Source organism: Prevotella melaninogenica, from assembly GCF_018128065.1.
Classification (GTDB): domain Bacteria; phylum Bacteroidota; class Bacteroidia; order Bacteroidales; family Bacteroidaceae; genus Prevotella.
Genome location: NZ_CP072359.1, coordinates 718,336 through 740,665 on the forward strand (window position 1 = coordinate 718,336; position 22,330 = coordinate 740,665).

At 43.3% G+C, this 22,330-nt stretch carries 16 protein-coding genes and 1 tRNA gene; 1 reads left to right on the forward strand and 16 read right to left on the reverse strand.

Annotated elements, in window-relative coordinates:
* Positions 1-4 precede the first annotated feature (4 nt).
* Complete coding sequence (locus tag J5A56_RS02910; protein WP_021670831.1) at positions 5-1,438, forward strand: KAP family P-loop NTPase fold protein; 1,434 nt, start codon at positions 5-7, stop codon at positions 1,436-1,438.
* A gap of 196 nt (positions 1,439-1,634) precedes the next feature.
* Here the strand turns inward: J5A56_RS02910 and J5A56_RS02915 are convergent, their stop codons facing one another.
* From J5A56_RS02915 to J5A56_RS02990, 16 genes are all read right to left on the reverse strand, one after another.
* Complete coding sequence (locus J5A56_RS02915; RefSeq protein ID WP_021670830.1) at positions 1,635-2,927, reverse strand: bifunctional folylpolyglutamate synthase/dihydrofolate synthase; 1,293 nt, start codon at positions 2,925-2,927, stop codon at positions 1,635-1,637.
* Between the two features lie 214 nt (positions 2,928-3,141).
* Positions 3,142-4,296: a molecular chaperone DnaJ gene (dnaJ, locus tag J5A56_RS02920; RefSeq protein WP_021670829.1), complete on the reverse strand. Its 1,155-nt coding sequence runs from the start codon at positions 4,294-4,296 to the stop codon at positions 3,142-3,144.
* Between the two features lie 4 nt (positions 4,297-4,300).
* The gene (locus J5A56_RS02925) at positions 4,301-4,873 is read right to left on the reverse strand and encodes a nucleotide exchange factor GrpE (protein WP_021670828.1); all 573 of its coding nucleotides are present in this window, start codon (positions 4,871-4,873) and stop codon (positions 4,301-4,303) included.
* A 62-nt stretch (positions 4,874-4,935) separates the two neighbouring features.
* On the reverse strand, positions 4,936-6,552 hold the full coding sequence (locus tag J5A56_RS02930; protein ID WP_021670827.1) for an ABC-F family ATP-binding cassette domain-containing protein: 1,617 nt from the start codon (positions 6,550-6,552) through the stop codon (positions 4,936-4,938).
* Positions 6,553-6,768: 216 nt separating this feature from the next.
* Positions 6,769-6,842 (reverse strand) — tRNA-Arg (locus J5A56_RS02935).
* Between the two features lie 106 nt (positions 6,843-6,948).
* Positions 6,949-7,593 carry a trimeric intracellular cation channel family protein gene (locus J5A56_RS02940; protein WP_021670826.1) on the reverse strand — a complete coding sequence of 215 codons (645 nt, stop codon included), beginning with the start codon at positions 7,591-7,593 and terminating at the stop codon, positions 6,949-6,951.
* Positions 7,594-7,976: 383 nt separating this feature from the next.
* Positions 7,977-8,927 (reverse strand): D-2-hydroxyacid dehydrogenase, encoded by a 951-nt coding sequence (locus tag J5A56_RS02945; protein ID WP_021670825.1) that lies wholly within the window; start codon positions 8,925-8,927, stop codon positions 7,977-7,979.
* A gap of 334 nt (positions 8,928-9,261) precedes the next feature.
* On the reverse strand, positions 9,262-10,476 hold the full coding sequence (locus J5A56_RS02950) for a replication-associated recombination protein A (protein WP_021670824.1): 1,215 nt from the start codon (positions 10,474-10,476) through the stop codon (positions 9,262-9,264).
* Positions 10,477-11,152: 676 nt separating this feature from the next.
* Positions 11,153-12,220 (reverse strand): BACON domain-containing protein, encoded by a 1,068-nt coding sequence (locus J5A56_RS02955; RefSeq protein ID WP_021670822.1) that lies wholly within the window; start codon positions 12,218-12,220, stop codon positions 11,153-11,155.
* Positions 12,221-12,222: 2 nt separating this feature from the next.
* Positions 12,223-13,500 carry a DUF4302 domain-containing protein gene (locus J5A56_RS02960; RefSeq protein WP_036918759.1) on the reverse strand — a complete coding sequence of 426 codons (1,278 nt, stop codon included), beginning with the start codon at positions 13,498-13,500 and terminating at the stop codon, positions 12,223-12,225.
* Between the two features lie 136 nt (positions 13,501-13,636).
* A complete protein-coding gene (locus tag J5A56_RS02965; protein WP_021670820.1) occupies positions 13,637-14,524 on the reverse strand; it encodes a zinc-binding metallopeptidase in 888 nt (295 codons plus the stop codon).
* A gap of 11 nt (positions 14,525-14,535) precedes the next feature.
* Entirely contained in the window at positions 14,536-16,020 is a 1,485-nt protein-coding gene (locus J5A56_RS02970; RefSeq protein WP_249112059.1) for a RagB/SusD family nutrient uptake outer membrane protein, read from the reverse strand.
* Positions 16,021-16,129: 109 nt separating this feature from the next.
* Positions 16,130-19,444 carry a SusC/RagA family TonB-linked outer membrane protein gene (locus tag J5A56_RS02975; protein ID WP_021670818.1) on the reverse strand — a complete coding sequence of 1,105 codons (3,315 nt, stop codon included), beginning with the start codon at positions 19,442-19,444 and terminating at the stop codon, positions 16,130-16,132.
* 1,474 nt (positions 19,445-20,918) lie between these two features.
* Positions 20,919-21,065: a hypothetical protein gene (locus tag J5A56_RS02980; RefSeq protein WP_021670816.1), complete on the reverse strand. Its 147-nt coding sequence runs from the start codon at positions 21,063-21,065 to the stop codon at positions 20,919-20,921.
* A 16-nt stretch (positions 21,066-21,081) separates the two neighbouring features.
* The gene (locus J5A56_RS02985; protein WP_021670815.1) at positions 21,082-21,249 is read right to left on the reverse strand and encodes a hypothetical protein; all 168 of its coding nucleotides are present in this window, start codon (positions 21,247-21,249) and stop codon (positions 21,082-21,084) included.
* A 95-nt stretch (positions 21,250-21,344) separates the two neighbouring features.
* Positions 21,345-22,172, reverse strand: a complete 828-nt coding sequence (locus tag J5A56_RS02990; RefSeq protein WP_021670814.1) for a CPBP family intramembrane glutamic endopeptidase — start codon at positions 22,170-22,172, stop codon at positions 21,345-21,347.
* Positions 22,173-22,330: the final 158 nt, after the last annotated feature.

A 22,330-nucleotide genomic window follows, 5' to 3' on the forward strand; every position in this document is an offset into this window, starting at 1 on the left:
AAATATGATTTCTAAACTACCTGCACCAATTATAGAAAAAGATAACCCCTTCAAAAATTGCAAGCTTGGTCGTCATCAATATGCGAATATTTTAACAACTGTTGTCAGTCAGAACCAAGGATGTGTATTGGCAATAGATGGAAAATGGGGAAGTGGAAAAACAACATTTGTAAAAATGTGGAAAAAGAGCCTTGAAAATCAACATTTTAATGTCCTACATTTTAATGTATGGGAACATGATTTTACCACTGACCCAATTATAGGTATGATTAGTCAGTTTCGTGATATGGCGGAAGGCGATGATGCCAAAGTCAAATTCACGAAGTTTGCTGCAGCTGCAGGGAAAGTGGCATCAGGCATGTTACCATCTATAGCCAAAGGATTAACAAAAAAGTGTTTAGGTGAAGATGTCGTTGAATTAATTGGATCAGCAATGAAAGAAATAGCAGATTCATTTGACAAAGTAATTGATGACTTTGTTGAGCAATGTCAGTCAATGGAAGAGTTCCGTAAGGCTCTTGAAAATCTTGTCGAATTCACCACACAGGATGGCAAACCATTGATTTTTATAATTGATGAATTAGACCGTTGTAATCCACGTTTTGCAGTCAAAGTATTAGAACGTGTCAAACATTTATTCTCTGTATCCAATATCGTATTTGTTCTTTCAATAGACAAAGAGCAATTATGCCATTCTATTTGTGGATACTATGGTAGTGATAACTTAAATGCAGAAGAGTACTTGAAACGATTTATTGACATAGAATATAAATTACCAGAACCTAATGTGGATAAATTCACGAAATATCTTTATGAAGCATATGAATTTGATATATTCTTTGCATCGGAATTAAGACCTAAAAACTTACTGGAAGAAAAAGAAGAATTCTTAAAAATGGCACGCATCCTTTTTGAATATATGCATCTAAATTTACGACAGATGGAGAAAATATGTGCCCATATAAGACTTGTACTTCTAACATTTAAGGCAAATCAATATGTAAATCCAAGTACTATTTTGATATTAACATGTTTTCGCTCAACTGATAGCAATTTATATGCCCAAATAGTTAGTAAGAATATTACAGTACAAGAATTGCTTAATCAAATAGAAAGCACCTTGCCTAGAAATGTATTCATTGAAGACGAATATGATAGAGATAATGTGTCTAGGTTGGCTGTTTGGGAAACAGCCAGACTGCTTGTTGCATATAATTTGAGTCTGAATAAACATCATAAAGAAGAGTTGCTCAAGAGAATTGAAAGCGATAATGGCTCAAATGATTCTTTCAAGTTATTACTTTCCACTAAGGTCATCCCAATAGAAACTCTACAAGAGGCGGTAATCTGGTATAGTCAAAATCTCTATCGAAATGACCCAATATTGCCGCTTGACTATACCATCCAACACATTGAGCTCTTAACCTCATTTCAATGATCGTTAAAATGAATGTAGATGAGAAGTAGCGTGCTGAAAATTCTAAATGAGAACTATCTTATGGTTTCTTCCTATTACCACTGGCTTATGGAAATGTTCATTGTATCTAAAACCTTTATATTTCCGTGAGCTTATTGTAGAGTAGTTTCGTCAGACTAACTTTGTTTAGTAATAGGATGTTTGCAAAGAAGGGATGCTACTCCCCTTGTAGGTTTGTCAGCAGGTCGGCAACCACATAGCTGGAGCCACCAACGAAGATGAAGTCGGATTGGGCGGCATCATGAAGGGCGGCTTGGTAGGCTTCAAGGACGGTTGGGTAGACCTTTCCGTGTAGGTCGTAGTTGTCGCCTGTTTTGGCAACTTTCTCTGCAGGGAAAGCACGATGTGTACTTGGTTGTGTCCAATAGTAAATGGCATCATCGGAGAGCATAGACATAACAGCATGTAGGTCTTTATCATCCACCATACCAAAGACAATGCGCTTCTGCTTACATTGTTGACGCTTGATTTGCTGTGAGAGATAGGTCCAACCTCCAATGTTATGCCCTGTGTCGCAAATAACTAATGGACTCGTTTGGAGTCTCTGCCATCTTCCCATTAGTCCTGTTGCTTCACAGACATTGGCGAAGCCTTCCGCAATGCTGTCAGTACGCTTGATAATACCGTTATTATACAGCTGCATAACGGCTATAAGCACCGTGTTAGCGTTCTTCTCTTGGTAGCTACCACCTAATTCGCCCACAAAATCGCCAAAAAAACGAGTTTGATAAGCGATGCCACCATCGGGGAGAGCGTGGGATGAAAGTACGGCTGGGATATCTTCTGCAAAGACAATGAGGGCATCCTCTTTCTGTGCTTTTGCCTTGAAAACAATCTCTGTTTCAGGGACAGACTCGCCAATAATGACAGGTACACGATGTTTGATAATACCAGCCTTCTCTGCTGCGATAGCTGCGAGCGTATTACCGAGGAACTGGGTATGGTCGAGTGATATATTGGTGATAATTGATAAGATAGGAGTGATAATGTTTGTACAATCAAGTCTACCGCCTAAGCCCACCTCAATGATGGCGATATCTACCTTTTGCTCTGCAAAATGCTTGAAAGCTAATGCTGTTGTGAGTTCAAAAAACGAGGGGTGCAGTGGCTCAAAGAAGTTGCGTTCCTGTTCAACAAAGTCAATAACCTCCTGTTCAGATATCATTTCTCCATTGACTCTGATACGTTCGCGGAAGTCAACGAGGTGCGGACTGGTATAGAGTCCTACTTTATATCCTTCAGCTTGGAGGATGGCAGCTAAAGTGTGTGAGCATGAACCCTTGCCGTTGGTTCCTGCAATATGGATTGAAAGGAAGTGGGTATGTGGATGCCCGAAATGTTCATCTAATGCCTTTGTCGTTTCAAGTCCTTCTTTATAAGCCGATGCCCCGATGTGTTCGAAGACGGGGGTGCTGTTGAATAGATATTTTACGGTTTCTTGGTAGGTCATGATGGGTGATGGGTGATGGGTGTTGGGTGTTGATGAAATGTAAGGAAACGATTTAGCCCCATTAGCCAATGAAGGCTAATGGGGCATATAATCATTATTTCAATTTTGTTTGTAAACTCATTGCTAATTAAAAACTCGTTTACTCGTCAACTTGTTCGACTTATCAACTCATTTAACTTGTTCACTCGTCAACTCGTCAAACTCGTCAACTTGCTTAACTGAAGAGCTTCTTAAAGTTTTCAAAGATAGAGCATTTGGTCTTTTTATCGCCTTGGAAGTTATCGCTATTACGCAATTCTTCAATCATTTTCTTTTCTTCCTTGCTCAGTTCTTTTGGGACATAAACGCTGATGTGAACCACTAAGTCTCCAACGCCGCTACCGTAGCCTTGTACTGCTGGAAGACCCTTACCACGCAAGCGGAGTGTTTTACCAGGTTGTGTTCCTGGTTCAATCTTAATCTTCACATTGCTACCATCAATGGTCGGGATGTCAACCTGACCACCTAATGTTGCCGTAGGGAAGTCGAGTAAGAGATTATAGATGATGTTCTGTCCGTCACGAATGAAGGTATCTTTATCCTCTTCCTCAATATAAACTTGGATATTACCAGCCACACCATTGTGCTTACCAGCATTACCCTTGCCTGGGACATTGACGACCATACCTTCTGCAACACCAGCAGGGATATTGATTTCAACAACCTCCTCGCCCTTTACAACGCCTTCGCCGTGACAGTGAGTACACTTGTTTTTAATGATAGTTCCCTCACCATTACATACGTGGCAGACGGTTTGGGTCTGCATCATACCAAAGATGCTCTGCTGTGTTCGGATTTCAACACCCGAGCCATGACAGTTCTGACAAGTCTCTGTACCGCTACCACTCTCTGCACCAGAGCCATGACAGTGGTCACAGGTCACATCTTTGCGCACCTTAAACTTCTTAGTAACGCCTGTAGCAACCTCTTGTAATGACAGACGAACTTTCAAACGAAGATCGGTGCCACGATATTTAGGAGCCTGATGCCCGCCACCTCCGAAGCCACTGAAGCCTCGACCATGTCCACCGAACACATCGCCAAACATTGAGAAGATGTCGTCCATAGAAAAACCACCTGCACCGAACGGACTTTCACCAAAGCCACCAGAGGCATTGAAGCCAAACTGATCATACTGTTGGCGTTTCTGTGGATCGTGTAATACATCGTATGCTTCGGCAGCTTCTTTGAACTTAGCTTCAGCCTCTTCATCACCTGGATTACGGTCAGGATGATATTTAATAGCCAGTTTTCTGTATGCTATCTTTATTTCGTTGTCAGAGGCATCTTTGCTGACACCTAACACCTCATAGTAATCTCTTTTCGCCATCTTACTATTGTCCTACTGCTACCTTTGCGTGACGAATTACTTTGTCGTTGAGCGTATAACCCGTCTGTACACAATCAATAACCTTACCCTTCTTATCGTCTCCCATGCCAGGAACCATTGCAATCGCTTCGTGATAATCAACGTTGAAGTCGGCATCATCGGTCTTAATCTTCTTAACACCGAGTGTCTCCAAGGTCTTCATAAACTTCTTATAGATAAGTTCAAAACCCTCTTTGATAGCCTGTGGATCCTCAGTATTGTCAGCAAGAGCACGTTCAAAGTCGTCAAGGATAGGTAGAATGGCATCTACAGTCTTCTCACTTCCGTTGAGAATCAGTTCAGACTTCTCCTTCAGCGTACGTTTCTTATAGTTGTCAAACTCAGCAACGAGACGGACATACTTATCCTTCCACTGTTCAACTTCTGTCTGTGCAGCGGTCAGTAGATCAAGTTCTTCCTCTGCAGGAACTTTCTCTTCGTTTGACTCATCAGTCTGTGTGTCAGCTTCGTTTAGGGTTGTTTCTTCGTTGTTCAACTCCAAATCTTCGCCTTCGACCTTTATTTCTTTCTTACTCATAATTTAATCGCACTATTTGTTATGGTATACACTTGCAAATTGTATGCCATGTTTCAACAATCTTAGTACATTCCAGCTTTTTGTTCCTTAATCTGCTCGTCATGGATATATTCATCGTAGCTCATCAGCTTGTCGATAGTACCCTTTGGCGTCAACTCGATGATACGGTCAGCCACGGTGTTGATGAACTCGTGGTCGTGTGAACTGAAGAGGATGTTACCCTTAAAGCCAATCAGGTTGTTATTGAAAGCCTGAATACTCTCCAAGTCAAGGTGGTTGGTTGGTGTGTCAAGAATCAAACAGTTTGCGTTCTGCAGCTGCATACGTGCAATCATACAACGCATCTTCTCGCCTCCAGAGAGTACGTTCACCTTCTTCTCAACCTCTTCCTGCTTGAACAACATACGACCCAAGAAGCCTTTCATCGCCACTTCGTTACCAGGACCATACTGTGACAACCAGTCAACAAGGTTCAAATCGCAATTGAAAAAATCGGTATTGTCCAATGGGAGGTAAGCCGTGGTGATGGTTATACCCCAGTTATATGTACCACCATCAGGCTTGCGATTGCCGTTGATAATCTCGAAGAGCGCAGTCATAGCCTTTGCGTTACGAGAGAGGAAGACAACCTTCTGTCCTTTCTCAATATTGAAGTTCACGTTATCAAAGAGTACTGTTCCATCTTCATCAACAGCCTTCAAGTTCTCAACCTCAAGAATCTGGTTACCAGGTTCGCGCTCCATAGAGAAGATAATACCCGGATATTTACGGCTTGATGGACGAATCTCCTCTACGTTCAGACGCTCCAACATCTTCTTACGTGATGTTGTCTGCTTACTCTTAGCCACATTGGCAGAGAATCGGCGGATGAACTCCTCCAACTGCTTCTTCTTCTCCTCAGCCTTCATCTTCTGGTTCTGAGCCTGACGTAAAGCCAACTGTGAACTCTCATACCAGAATGAGTAGTTACCCGCAAAGACCGTTACTTTACCGAAGTCGATGTCGATAGTCTGTGTGCTGACAGAATCGAGGAAGTGACGGTCGTGCGATACAACCAATACTGTCTGATGCTCGTCAATCTCACCGAGATAGTCCTCTAACCACTCAACGGTCTCAAGGTCGAGGTCGTTAGTAGGCTCATCGAGCAACAAGTTCTCAGGCTTACCAAAGAGAGCCTTAGCCAACATCACACGCACCTTCTCCGTATTTGAGAGCTGTGACATCTGCTTCTCATGCAAATCCTCCTTAACACCAAGGTTCTGAAGCAGTTGTGCAGCATTACTCTCAGCCTCCCATCCGTTCATCTCAGCAAACTTCAACTCTAAGTCGGCAGCACGATTACCATCCTCTTCTGTCATCTCTGGCTTAGCGTAAAGTTCCTCACGCTCTTTCATATTCTGCCAGAGCACCTCATGTCCCATGAGAACGGTATCCATTACCTTATACTCATCATATTTGAAGTGGTCCTGTTCCAATACAGACAGACGCTCGCCTGGACCCAGTTCTACTGTTCCCTTGTTTGGCTCTAAGTCGCCAGAGATGGCGCGGAGCAAGGTTGATTTACCAGCACCATTAGCACCAATGACACCGTAAATATTACCTGGTGTAAACTTTAAGTTGACGTCCTTGTATAGAACTCTCTTGCCGAATTGGATAGCAAGGTTTGAAAGTGTAATCATCTTTTTCTAATACCTTATTATATAATAATTTGGCTGCAAAGGTACGATTTTTATTTCAAACGACAAAGAAACAAGAAGATAGAAGACCCCCGCAACCTTATGCTCATCAAGATAAAAACTAAGTATTTTAGGACTGACCCCAAACTTCAAAGTTCAAACTTCAAAGTTTATAGGCTAATGCAAAAAAAAGGAACACTCTTGCAAATGTTCCTTTTGTGATTCCGACAGGATTCAAACCTGTAACCTCTTGATCCGTAGTCAAGTGCTCTATTCAGTTGAGCTACGGAACCATAATAATGGTTGCAACAGATGATGATTAAATCAATCATTTCTGAATTGCGAGTGCAAAGGTATTGCTTTTTATTCGTTCCACCAAATGTTTCGCAATCTTTTTTATTATTTTTTTTCTTCGTCATCATGCAACGTGGGGAGAGAGATGTGGTAACCCACTGCAATAAAACGAATTAAACAGATGGCAAGGAAGGTTACAATGACAGTTACTGGAAGTGACACTCCCAATGAGAAGAGTGCCCAATAGATGAGTCCTCCTGCCACACTCGCCATAGCGTAAATCTCTTTGTGGAAGATAACAGGGATATTATTGAGCAATACGTCACGGATTACACCGCCTGCCACACCAGTGATACAACCCATGATAATGGCTACCCAAAAGGGATGTCCTAAGGCGATAGTCTTTTGAATACCGGCTATCGTGAAGAGTGCCAAGCCGAGTGTATCGAAGACGAACCACGCATTGCTAAGGCGACGTATCCACCTACGTGACAAGATGACGAGGAAAAGCGCAAGACCAGTACAGAGTACATACATGATATTTGCGGTCCAGAATGGGCGCACGCCTAACATCGTGTCACGAATCGTACCGCCACCGATGGCGACGGCAAACCCACAGACATACCCTCCGAACCAGTCGAAGTGTTTCTGTGCAGCGTGGCGGATGCCTGATATGGCAAACGCAAATGTTCCGAGAAACTCCAGTATCACCTGAAGCGTACGGACAAGATGAGGATCAGTGTAGATCATATTTGAAAATTAAAAGCCCCACCCCGACCCTCCCCGAAAGGGGAGGGAGACAAATAGGATAAGGTTCGCTATACTTTCTTCGTAAGTATTAAGTATATCTCCTCATTGTTGTACAATAAAGAAATCTAATTTACATATTATAATTACTTAACCCCTCTATGTAAGCTATGCTCATTGCCTCGATGAACTTAGAGTATCTCCTCATTGTTAGACAACAAAGAAATTTGATTTACATATTGTAATTATTTAACCCCTCTATGTAAGCTATGCTCATTGGCTCCATGCATTTAGAATACTTCCCTTTGTTATCTGCACTCCCCTCCTTTCGGAGGGGTTGGGGGAGGCTTCCTCCCTCCCCCTTCGGGGAGGGTCGGGGTGGGGCTTCACACCTCGTTCTGTGGCTCCCCTGCTATAAACTGTTTAATATTCTGCACACATATTGCCATCAGCCGTTCACGTGCGTCGCGTGTTGCCCAAGCGATGTGAGGCGTGATAAAGGCATTTGGCTGACGGAAAAGCGGATTGTCAGCACGAGGAGGTTCCTCAGTCAGCACGTCGGCACAATAAGCAGCGAGTTGTCCACTCTCAAGAGCATCAGCAACAGCCTGCTCGTCGACGAGTCCGCCACGTCCTGTATTGATGAGGATGGCACCACGACGTACGCCCTTCAGAGTGTCGGCATTAATCATACGTGTATTCTCATCTGTTAGCGGACAATGCAAGCTGATGACGTCAGACGTACTGAGCAGACCTTCGAGTGTCGTCTTACGAATACACTCTGGCAGGTCGCTACTGTTCTTACTCGTGCAAGCCGAGATATCCATCCCCATTGCATGTGCAATCATTGCTACCTTCTTTCCGATGTTACCCAAGCCAACGATACCGAGTGTCTTACCTGCGAGTTCCACGAGTGGTGTGTCCCAGTAGCAGAAGTCTTGCTGTTTGCTCCATTCACCACGGCGCACAGCCTCAGCGTAATGATCAACTCGTGTGGTAGCGTTCAAGAGCAGGGCAAAGACGTGCTGCGCCACGCTATCCGTGCTATATGCAGGGATATTGCACACAACGATACCACGTTCGTGAGCTGCAGCAACATCGATATTGTTATAACCCGTTGCTAACTCACCGATATACTTCAATCGTGGTAGCTGTTCGAGTACTTCACGTGTGATGTTCACCTTATTAATAAGAATACCATCAGCATCTTTTGCTCGTTCAACAACTTGTTCCTGACTTGTGCGTTCATAGATAACGCACTCTGCTATTTCCTTTATCGGCTCCCATGAGAGGTCGCCAGGGTTGACTGCATGGCAGTCGAGAATTGCTATTTTCATGTTTGTTGGGTGTTAGAACCTCTCCCCCAACCCCTCCCCAAAAGGGAGGGGAGTGCCTAACGGGACACAGTTTGGTAGGGTTTGAGGCATAATTTGGTTGGGTTCGGGGTAGGATTTGGTAGCTTTCGCTACATATTATTACTATCATAAGGGGAAACATAGGGAGATAACACTCCATTAGGCACTCCCCTCCCCAAAAGGGAGGGGAGTGCCTAATGGGGTACAGTTTGGTTGGGTTTGAGGCACAATTTGGTTGGGTTTGGGGTACAATTTAGTGAGCTTTCGCTACATATTATTACTATCATAAGGGGAAACATAGGGAGATAACACTCCGTTAGGTGCTCCCCTCCTTCGGAGGGGTTGGGGGAGGTACCAACTCATCCGGCATATACTGCTGCTCTACGTAATGTCCTGGGTAATCGTGCGGATACTTATATCCATCGCTGTAACCAAGGTCCTTCATCAACTTTGTCGGTGCATTGCGTAGATGAAGTGGTACAGGCAAGTTGCCTGTCTGTCTCACTAACTCTATCGCATTATTGATGCCTACGTATGCGGAATTATCCTTCTTCGATCGAGCCAGATAGACTACCGCCTCCGCTAATGGTATTCGACCTTCAGGCCAACCAATCTTCGTCACAGCATCAAAGGCTGCATTCGCTAACAGCAGGGCGTTAGGGTTAGCAAGCCCGATGTCTTCTGCTGCACTGATGACGACACGGCGCGCAATGAACTTCGGGTCTTCTCCGCCCTCAATCATTCTTGCCATCCAGTAGAGGGCTGCATCAGGGTCGGAGCCACGGATAGACTTGATGAATGCCGAGATGATATCATAGTGCATCTCACCATCCTTATCATACGCCAACGGATTCTCCTGCAAGCGTTCCTCCACCATCTTATCCGTTATCACAATATCATTACCCGACTCGGCAGCCATGATAAGGTCGATGATATTCAGCAACTTACGTGCATCGCCCCCACTATAACGCAGGAGAGCACCCGTCTCACGCAGTTCGATATTCCGCTTCTTCAGTTCCACATCTTGTGTCACTGCACGGTGCAACAGTTTCAATAAATCCTCCTTCTCCAACGATTTCAGCGTATAGAGCTGACAGCGAGAGAGCAACGGACGAATTACTTCAAAGGATGGGTTCTCAGTCGTTGCACCGATAAGCGTCACTGTTCCTTTCTCTACTGCGCCCAAGAGCGAGTCCTGTTGCGACTTTGAGAAACGATGGATTTCATCAATGAAGAGTATCGGTGAGGCAGAGTTGAAGAACCGCCCACTCTGTGCCCTTTCGATGACATCACGCACATCCTTTACGCCACTCGTCACTGCAGAGAGCGTATAGAATGGTGTCTCTAAGCGGTTGGCGATAATCTGTGCCAGCGTAGTCTTCCCCACGCCTGGTGGTCCCCAAAGGATAAACGATGCAATACGTCCCGAATCGATCATACGTCGGAGCACAGCCCCCTCACCAACGAGGTGTTCCTGTCCGATATAATCGTCGAGCGTGCGCGGTCGCAATCGTTCTGCCAATGGTTCCATATCTTTTTCAATCTTATTATAGATACAAAAGTACAGAATTTATCTCATAATAACAAAGAATGACAGAATGTTTTCAAGTTAACAGATTGCTTGTTGTGAGAGATAGAAGGAAAAGAAATCCTCACCCCCACCCCCTCATCTCTGAAGCCTCACCCCCACCCCTCTCCGATTGGAGAGAGGGCGTGAATACCGAGATACCGGCTCTATAACGAAACGTGTGGGTGAATAGTTTTTTCCTTGCCAGTGTTCCTATGTTTAATGGCTTTATGGCTGGACAGAAGAAGACGGATTACTACAAATATAAAGGAGTTTTCGCTAAACAAGCTTCTACACACCTCCTGTTTATTCTTAGTATTACAACGTTTTGCTCACTATTCATTCCCTGTCATCCATATATCATAGTGCATTTAACCCTCCGCACATGTGGTGTTAAGCATCCGCACCACATGTGCAGAGTATCAGCACAACAGCAAATGATGGTAAACATTCACACACATTGTATGAAATAAGACCTTAAAACATCCTTTTCCGTTGGCTAAAGTGTTTAAGTGTAAAACGCTAAAACTAAACTGAACAAATACTTCTTTTATAAATACAACAGATATTCTAATCAGGTCAAACAACCCACACGAATCGTTATAGAGCAGTTAACTTGTCAACTCGTCAACTATAAAATCTACTTGCGTGTAAGTTTTGGTTGTACATACACCTCACCTATTCCACGATAGGCACCCATAACTGGTTTGGTATCAGAAAAGCGGTTCCAGCCGTAAGATGAGAAGGTTTGCTCAGAGGCAAGTTTCTGTGCCTCTTTGAATACGAGGTTGCCTGTGTCATCAATTGAAAGAAGGATGCTCTCCTGCGTACCATTGATGGCTGTCTCGTGCTCCTTACTGAAGTCGTCAGCAACGATAACTGAGATAAAGTATTCGTAAACACCTGTCTGCACCTCGTTCTTGAAGACTACCTTACCGTTGGTCATCTTAAATCCCTTACCAGGGATAAAGTCTACTGGCCACGTGTATTTGTTATCAACAATGAAGTTAGCCTTGTTGGTACCAGCTGCAGCCTCGATACGCACGTCAGAGGTCTTTCTCGACAAGCTACGGTCAGCGTTACGCATCTTTGCTGTCTGCTTGTATTCGCCAACGAAGTCTGATAATGAAGCCTGAACCACCTTCAACGAGTCAACTAAGCCCACTGCCTTAGCGATAACCCAGCCTACACGTGCCTTACCCGTCGTGTTCTCAGCCACCTTTACGCCTACTTCGTTACCTTTCTGCTCAACGGTAATCCAGTCGCCCGTAGTAACATAGGTGACAGGTACGTTAGCCGTAGCGATGAGCGTCTTCTGAATAGCCTTGTCATCGGTGAAGATATCCTCACCAGCAGGCAGACCGAAGGTGACACCTTCCTGCTGAACGTTAAGGGTGATAGAGTCGCCCTGAAGGTTCTTAATAACAAGGAGCGTGTTGCGCGACTGTGGACTGGTATTTGTCGCTGCAGTCAACTCAAGTGTCTCAGCTTTCTTCGTAACCGTAAGCCACGCATCTTGTGCATAAGCCTTGGCAGGTTCGGAAGCCATCTTCACCATGTTTGTTCCACCAATCACGTTAAATGCTGTCTGTGCCTTTACGACATTCAATCCCGCAGCATATTCAGGCAGTTCGTTATTGTCGTTGCTGCATGCCGTTCCGAGAGCGGCAGCTGCAACGAGCATGAATATTGAAATATACTTCTTCATAATTAATTAATTTTCGTCATGTACTGGATATTTGGCAATGTGAAGGCAAATACATAGTTGCCACTTGCATCGGTAATAGGCTGCAAGTCTTCGCCGTAAGCTACACCGAAGAAGGAATCTACTTCGTGTCCTGTAATCTGTCCGCTGTCTTCAGCCTTTGCACGCTGCATATCTTCATCCCATGTGAAGAACAAGCTACCCTTTCCTTCACCGAAGAGTTTGCCCTCCTTCTGCGATGCTGGAATCATTACGATACCTGCTGGATACTTATAAGTAGGGTCGGTCACTGGCTGTCCAGGAAGCTCAAGGTGTCCTGTTGCAGGGTCGTAAGTCATGAGGATTTCATAATTGATATTGTTAATATTCAACTTACCCTTCAGCGTATTCGCCACAGAACCCTTTTCCAAGGTAAGCCTAATACGCTTACGTAGGTTGGTCTTCAATTGCCATTCGCCAACCCAGAAGTCAATGCTCTTATGGCTCTTAGGCAAGAACTGAATGATTTTAAGGTCGTCTTGTGTCAGCGAGTGGTCTTCCTCGTTCCATGTAAAGCGTTGATACTTCTTGTTACCGATGACGATAGGCTCACGGAGTACGATACCTGTATTGGTTGTACAATAAGGCATCTCCCACTTCTTATCGCCTAAGGTAACAGTAAGACGTCTCACCTCTTGTGTGAGTGTTCCCTGTCCTAAGGTGTCATTACCCAAGACAAAGTCGTAGGTCTCAACATTCATACCTTCCATTACCGTCACAAGACCGAGCATATACTCTTCCCAGTTAGTACCCTTTGGCAGGCGTGTGAGGACCATATCATTGTGCCACTTGCGACCACGCACGAAGATGCTGTCGTTAGTAGCACGGAGGATAGAGAACTCATAGTCGCCCTGCGCACCGTCAGGACTACCCAACCAAGTCTCAGCCAGTGGGTGAATCACTGCGTTATACTCATTGAATGACAAGGTAGGACCCAAGTCTTTCACTACATCGTAGCCCGAAGTAGCCTTTGCCTCAACGTCCTTCACGTCACCCATAGCGGTAACATGGCCGTTCTTGAACTTCAGCAACAGCGTGTAACCACCGTAGCTATAGTTCTTTCCCGTATAATACTGCATTACCCAACCATCCTCTGATGACTCTAAAAGTGCCTTATAGTCAGCAACCTTCTTCTCGATTCGCTCAGCCGCAGGGAGGTCGAAAGTGGTCTTATCGTCATGCAGACACGATTGCAAAGAAAGTGTCAGTACGATAGCCATGAATAGTAAATATACCTTTTTCATTTGCGTATTCATTTACTTTTATCAGGTTCTGAACTTAGACTTTTATGCTCTCTCACACCCTTGCATGGGGAGTTTCAGCCTAAGTCAGAAGCCCTTGTTTATTTATTTATTGATAATATGTACACTGCCCGTTCTCTTATTCCAGTGTGTTCAGGTCGAGTGTACCAATCTTTCCACCTCTTCTGAGGATTGCATTGCGCAGCAGTTCGATGTCAACATTCCATGAATTGCTCATGTACTCGCGAATGATCTTCAGCTTTTTGTTGATAATCGTACCGCCCTTGTTACCCGCATTCTTCATGATTGTAGCCCAATCCTCTGGCGTACTGGTCACGTAGATAGAGTAAAGTTCAGCAATATCCTCAGCAGGATTCTCCATAGAGTAAGCCGAAACGAAACCCATGCTCTGCGCTTTCTTGTCAGGGATAGAAGTCCAGTTACCACTTACGTAGTCAGAACGTGAGATGTTATCATACGACTCATCGTAAGGCTTCTTCTGATTAAGAATGTGCATGAACTCATGGTGCATCGTGTGGAAATAGTAGTTATTCATACTACCATAGTCCTTCAGCTGGTCATCGGTAAGGGCATTTACCTTACCTAATCTTACCTTATAGCCACCCTCAGCGCTACCGATTACCTCTGTGCGATAACGTGTGTAACCCGGTGTACCAGTAACAACGATGATACGTGGCGCATTCTCCTTAATAAAATCAAGACCAACGGTCTCGGCATAAGCATCAAACCACATATACTTTGTGAGGATAGCAAGCTTAACAGTCTTTGCAGAGTCAGCAGGCACGAAGTTATAAGCCTGCTCGGTCTCCTCCGTCTTCAAACGATACTGGAACTCTATATTATAAGGCATGGTGTAGTTCTTATACAACCACTGGTCAAAGGCATTACGATGTACAGCCTCAGTCAAGAAGATCGAATCACCGCTTACCTTGTCATCACTACATGAAGACAAGATTGCGCCACAGCTGACGATAGCGATTGCAACCAAATATAAATACTTTTTCATAACGGCTCGTTTTAATTATTACGTGGGTTAGGTGTCACACCAGCTGATATTACGTCCTGTGGCAACTGAATAGCTAAGCGTGGGTCGCCAACCTTCATAGAGTCAGTTACGGCAGTAACGTTTGACTGCACATCAATCTTTCTACGATACATTGTGATACCATAACGTTTAACATCCTGAAGACGGAAACCCTCATGGATGGTTACCAATCGCTTCAACTGTAAGAGACACTGCAAAAGAGGTTCCTGTATGGTAGCCTCTACTGCAAACAATGGGTTCAGCTTCTTCTTTGGTGTTGGTTTTGTTGATGTGTAGTAAGCCATCGAACCATAGAAGTCTTGAATATCCGCAAGCGTGAGCTGCTTCTTGGTCTTTGAGAAGACGGTCAACTCGGTGTTGATGTCTTTCAATGCCTTGTCATATTGACCTAAGAGCGCATAAGCCTCAGCACGCTCAAGCAGGGTAATGTCTGTGCTGAACACAGCATACTCACCGTAAGGAATACCAATCTCTGCTGTTGCATCAATCACCTTAGGTACGTAAGGGATTTTACGCAAGCAGTACTTTGATACACCATTATTATAAAGAACGGTATAGTTAAGCGTTGAACCGCTGTCACCCCATGGACCCGGCGCCTGCAAGGTTTCGTTCTTGCTAATCAATTCGCCATGCGCATACTTGCTACCAGCCTGAATAGGAATACTGATAACACCCCACTGTGAAGGAACTGGCAACAACATGATGTTGGCAGTGTTGCTTGCATTTACAAAGGCGTTTGGCTGTACGTTACCACTTGGACCTAAGCGGTTCCACTCTGCCCAGTTGCGGAGGATATCTGCTGGCTGATCGCCCAATACCATGTTAGCATACTTCACTGCCTTGTCATACTGCTGTGCATAGAGATAGAAGCGAGTTGCGAAAGCGTAAGCTGCCTGCTTGGTGAAGTGGAACTTAGGCTTCGCATACTTTGTACCGACAAGAGCAATACCCTTCAGCATATCTGCCTCAATCTTCTGATAGAGTTCAGCCAGCGTACCACGCTCTATCAATCGACCAACAACCTTCTCTGGCTCTGTTGGATAAGGTAAACCTAACTGGTTGGCAGCCGTCGTCTTGTCGTAAGCCTGACAGAAGACGGTTGATAACTGGAACATTGAGAACGCTCTACAGAGCAAAGCCTCGCCCAACTGTGCACGATAGTCTTCCTCTGACTGCGCATCCTTGACAGTACGCTCAATGTATTCAATCGCCTCATTACAAGCTGATATAGCTGCATAATGCGCTGACCAGAGCTGATAAGGGGTCTCGGTATTGCTCACATCGTCAATGTCTTTCCACTGATAAGCCTGCTCTTGGAATCTGTCGAACGCACTCCATGTACTATGCAGTTGCTCGTCAGTATTGTCCGAATACATCTCAGTGAGGTAAGCTGGGTGTGCTTGTGGATAAGCGCTTACCAACAATTGGCTCACCTCCGTAGGGTTCTTAAGGTCCATGCGGCTGTCTGGATACTTGTTAAGGAAATCGTTACACGAAGTAAGTGCAAGCGAAATCGCAGCCACTGGCAAGTATATAATATATTTTTGACTTTCATCTTCATAAGTTTTAAAGTCCAAGTTTTACTGTTAGCGTAAATTGTTTTGGCATTGGCGATGCAACACCACCCACATTATAGAACTCTGGATCCTGACCATTGAGTCGCTTGTCAGCATAGAGAAGGAAGAGGTTGGTAGCCTGAAGCTTCAACGATGCATTCTTAATCATGCTGTTTTGGAACATCTGTGCAGGGAAGTCATAGCCCAAAGAAATCTCCTTGAGGCGGATGAAGTCGCCCTTTGCAATACGTGCATCGCTGTAGTTATAGGCGTTGTAGCCCAAGCGAACATTGGTGTTTGCCATGTACTGGCTCTTAGAAAGAATACCGGGAACATTGGTTTCTTTCTCCTCACCAGCTGCCATCCAACGGTTCTTGAACGCATTAGTCATTGAAACGAGGTCGTTATAACGTGCACGGAACTTAGGATCAAGGCGTACTACGTTACCGAAAGCGTAAGTGAAGAACACGTTCAGACGGAAACCATGATAGCTGAACATATTGCCCACAGAACCTGTATGCGTTGGATCAGTTGGACCTTCATACTTCAAGAAGTCGGTCTTTGTACGCTCTTGGAAGTTGATATCATCGGTTGTCACCTGTCCCTTCTCATTGAGAACCATTGGCATACCATCGCTGTTCAAGCCCATGAATGGGATTGAGAACAAGGCACGAGCAGGATAACCCTTCTTGGCAAAACCGTTACCGCTCACCAAGCTCATCACGTTACCTTGATTGAAGAGCTTTGTAATCTCGGTCGTTGCATAAGAGTAGATGAAGCTTGTTGTCCAAGAGAAGTTCTTCTTCTTAATGTTAACAGAAGAGATACTCAACTCAAGACCATTAGAATTCATCTCGGCAACGTTGGCTGCACGAATAATCTCACCACCCAAACCAGCGGTAATCATCGGACCAATTTCGTCGAAGTTTCTACGTGTATAATAGTCGAAAGTAACACCTAAGCGGTTGTTCCACAAAGATGCATCGAAACCGAGGTTCAACTCGTTCTTCTTCTCATAGGTAAGTGTTGAGTTTGCCAACTCGCTAAGCTCAAGCTGTGGCTCCTGATCTTCTGCGAAGAGACGGAAAGGAGTTGAGGCTGTGATGATAGCGGTTGAGTTGCTATAAGAAGCATCTGGAGGCGTACCTGTAAGACTGTAAGAGGCGCGTAAGGTAAGCTTATTCAATGGAGAGAGCTTATTAAACCAGTTCTCCTCATGCACATTCCATGCTCCAGACACGTTCCATGTTGGCATCCAGCGTGCGCTTGAATTGCGCCCCATCTGGTTTGAGCCCTCATAACGAAGGGTACCATTGAAGACGTAACGGCCCTGATAGCTGTAAGTAGCGTTGCCGTAGAAGGCTACACTGCGTGAGTTGGTTGGGTTAATGGTATAATAAGTATTGCCCGACTCCAATGCACGCTTGAAATACTGATAGATATAGAATGGAACCATACCTGCATCATAACGCAGACCAGCACCCTCGAAGGCATTGCGCTGACGTTCAATACTCTTCAACTCCATACCACCGAAGAGGTTCATGATATGCTTATCGGCAAAGGTGCGGCTATAGTTAGCGGTTGCACGAATGTCATAATCGCTCATGCGGTTGTCACCTTTATGATACAAACCACCGTATGGCAACACGGTCATTGGCAATACATAAGGGTTTGATGGGTCTTTATAAAGATACTTGTTAGCATCGCGGATAATTCCGTTAGCCATCGCACGATAAGCTAATGCCTGATTAGAATTGTCCTTTACAAAATGCTCCTGTGTAGAAGTCATATACTTAAATGCACCCAAGAGTGATAACTCTAAGCCCTTGATTGGCTTATACTTCAATTCCAACTGGAAACGAGCATCAATCGTGTTGAGGTCGATATAGTTGTTATCCAACTCATTGAAGATGTTGAATGGCGCATAGTTCGCAACGTATGTTGCTGATGGGTCAAGTACACGTGAGGTGTTGCTTGCGTATGAGTAAGGGTTGATGTCGAAGTCACGCTTCACCTCACCACCTACTACGTCAACGTCCTGACCAAGTGTTCCCGGTGCACGCTGCTTACGATAAGCCGCACCACCAATGAGGTTCAACGACAGCTTCTCTGTCAAATGCTGTGTGAGGTTCACGTTGAGGGTATAACGGTTTACGTTACTCTGTTTATACCATCCCGGGTCTAACAATGCACTGAACGATGCATAGTAGTTTGACTTCTGTGTACCACCGCTCAAGCTGATTGAGTGGCTTTGCATAATATTAGATGAGAACAACTCCTTAAACCAGTTGGTATTGCGGAACTCTGCACGCTGTAGATAGCGGTTGCGTGCCTCTGTGGTATTCTCCAAACCGAATTGACCTGTGCTTGCATTGTACTTGTTGATCATCTCGTACATCTTACCATACACACCATATTCGCTACCATTGAGTACCTCAGAGAAATTCAACCAGCCCTTATCTGCCAACTCTCTATAAATACCCATCTGCTCCTTTGAGTCGAGGATATCGAAGTTGCTATAAGAGGGTACAAGGCGAGAGGTGAACTCACCTGTATAGCTGATGTGTGCCTGTCCCTGCTTACCTTTCTTAGTAGTAACAACAATCACACCTGCCATCGCACGCGCACCATAGATAGAGGTTGCCGAACCGTCCTTCAAAATCTGGAAGCTCTCGATATCATCGGCATTAAGACCTGCAATTGCAGAAGAGATAAGGGTCTCTGGATTACCCGAAGCTAAGTCGTCTGCACCGACATTGGCTGCATCTTCCATGATCACACCATCGACAACCCAAAGTGGCTTACTGCTACCGTAGATAGAGGTGGCACCACGAATACGAATCTTTGGAGACGTACCGAAGGTTCCGCTGACGTTCTGAACAGACACACCCGCTGCCTGACCTTCAAGCGAACGGCTGATATCTGCCACACCACTCAGGCGCGCCTTCTCAGCATCAACCTTGTCCGTTGCACCCGTAAAGAGACGGCGGTCGGTGCGGGTAAGACCCGTCACAACAACCTCGTTCAGTGTCTGAGTGCTTGACTTAAGCACCACCTTCATGTCGGTAGTACCCTTCAGCGTCTGCGATGCCATACCGATATAGCCCACAGTGATCTGAGGATTAGCAACGTCAGTGGTAAGCGAAAACTTACCATCAACATCGGTTACTGCACCCGACTTGGTGCCCACGACCATAATGGTAGCACCGATAACAGGCTCGTTATCGTCGGCCGACACTACGGTACCCGAAATTTTAGTTTGTGCCAATGCTGCGCTTACGCACATAAACAGCATGGCAAAACACATAAGTAACTTTTTACTCATAAACTTTGTTATATTTAGTCTGATCTTATTAAATCCAATTGTGAAAAACTTTCTCTATCATATAAAAGGACAGACAAAACTCTTCTTGAGCCTTCCATAAACAGTGACTACAGCTTAAACTCATAGTATGAAATATCTATAATCTCAACAAACATGTGATACATATGTATTAAACAATTTGCAAATATAGCAAAATTTATTGAAAATGCAAGGTTGTGAAGTTTTTTTGTTGAAAAGTAGACAAGTCAACAAGTAGGCAAGTCAACCAGTTGCTTGTAGATAGGGTAAATAAAAGACAGAGTAACATGGTAAGTAGACGAGTCAACCAGTGGACGAGTGACCAAGTTGCTTGTAGACAGGGTAAATAAAAGACAGAGTAACATGGTAAGTGGACAAGTAAACGAGTGGACAAGTAAACCAGTTGCTTGCGAAGCCGAGACTCCATCATGTTTCTCTTATGACAGGCGAGATAACAGGTGACCGATGCCAAAAAGATGAAATAAATCATCACTCATTCGAGTTTTAACACTCAAAAGTTTGGATAACTCACTTATTTTCTCTATTTTTGTTTCTATAACAGTTTTGTTGTCTTGTCTTTAAAATCAGTTCTTTAGCGATTACTAATTTACAAAGAAAATTCGACAAACTGTTTTTTTTCTATCTATTTATTTGGGTGAGAAACTTTAGTTAATTCATATATTAACGTGGGGTTATCCCCACAATAATGCAGTTATGGGGGTATCATTGTTGCATTTATTTAAAAGGTGTCATAGGCACTTGCTTGCTGAAAACCTAATAGGATGCAGCGTTTCTACTAATCTTTCGATATAAGATAGTGGAGCTTCAACTCCATTATAAAAGGGGAGTTTACATGTTGAATCAAAATGGTTACTCAATGGGAATTAAACCTGGACCAAAAAGAATTGCTGTTACTACAGGAAAACCTGACAGACGTCAAAGAGACAATAAGCAGACACCTGGTAATACACCATCTTTGAAGCCTCACATTCATAAGAAAGGGGATTAAGATAAAAACGGATGTCGTTATTATTAGACATCCGTGTAATGTAACACCCCACTCTATATTCGTGCGGCAACACGATAGATGTGTCTTCTCAAAGCTGCTGTTATTTTGACACCGTAACGGCGGCTTTTCTTTATTAACTTTGTTATAATAACGATTATATATTTGATTTATTATATCAAGTATAAGATTATAGATGTTATTACAATATAAAACACCGCCTAATCTGTTGAGTTAAACGGTGTTTCGTATATTTAGGGTAATGTCGTATATAGTCACCTTTAATTAATACTTTCGTAAGTATCAGTTCCTTATGTTACAAAAATACTGAAACATTTTATAAAAACACACTTGACTCTAAAAATATTCAGTACAATATATCTCTAAAATAAATATAGCTTTCGTATTTTGCAACCAAAAAAGTCCATTACTTACTTATTTAATTTTGTATTAGGCCCATATCTCACCTGCGTGGCGAAAGGCATCAATAATGGACTTTGCTATTTTTTTAAATATTTCAAAGCCATTTCGCATCGGAATTCCTCCATTTATAGAGGTCATTTCATCTTTAGAAAGTTCTAAATAATAATTCTTCATAACTTTTCTCTTTTAATTAGAGCCGTTTTCTCACCCAATCAATAACACCTGAAACACATTCTTCAACTGCTGCTACAACACCAGTTTTAAGAAGAAACTTACCAATAGCCTTCCAAGGAATACCACCATTGATATTCCTCATTTCCTCTTGTGAAAGAGTACGATACAAATTAGGATTACTCATAATTTTAAGTTTTAAAAGTTAATAATAATAGTTTCAAGATTTTTTCTTGTCACGTTACAAAACTATTAACTATGAGTGCAAAATTATTTCACTCTCTAAAAATCTTTTAGTTTATAAGATAATTTAACAATAAAGAAAATGAAAAGCAGCAAAGAAAGCCCTGCAAAGACATAAAGAATGGGAGGAAATGCGTCAGAACTCCCTACTCCATCATCCAAAAAAATTCCAATGAAAGCAATGATATTATTAACCGCATGCATGCTAAAGGTGAGATAAATACTCTTTGTTTTATAATAAACCCACCCATATATCACTCCACCTATAAAAGCGCCTATAGCTTGATACGGGAACTCATGTATCATAGTAAAGAGCATAGCAGATGCGATAATGCCTACCCATGGAGAAGTTTTCAACTTTAATAAAATCCTTTCTACTACTCCACGGAAAAACAACTCTTCCACAATGGGAGCTAATATACAAACACTAAAAAATGTACCAACATTAATATTCTTAATAAGATCAGTTTCTGGAACCTCCCCTATAATTTGTGATAGAGCTGTTATAAGACTCACCTCAGGTAAGCATTCGGTTAAGGCTACAAGTATACACAATAGCGTAAGAAGGGCTATTTTCTCTCTTTTTATCGTTCCTAAGTTCAATTTAGCCTTGCCAATACATATCGCTGAGAGACCTAATGCTATGTATACAAAAAATATTTCTATCAATTCCCCTATGGGTGTTGCTATCCACCGAGCATAAGATAAAGTTTTAGGAGTGCAAAATTGATAAATCAAATTATTTATAATAAGGGCAAATATACATATAAAAAATGCGTAAAAGAGGAAACCTAACAACTTCTTTATATAATAAAGGTTTGTAAGACCAGTACTTGCCACTATTCTTTTTCTTTTTGAATACTTCATAATAAACAATATACCTCAAAGTTATATTTTTAGTTACTATACTCAAATTGTTCTTTCCACAATTTATGATAAGCCCCTTTATTAGATAATAATTGCTCATGCGAACCTTGTTCCACAACTTTTCCACTCTCCAATACAATAATTTGTTCAGAAGCTTT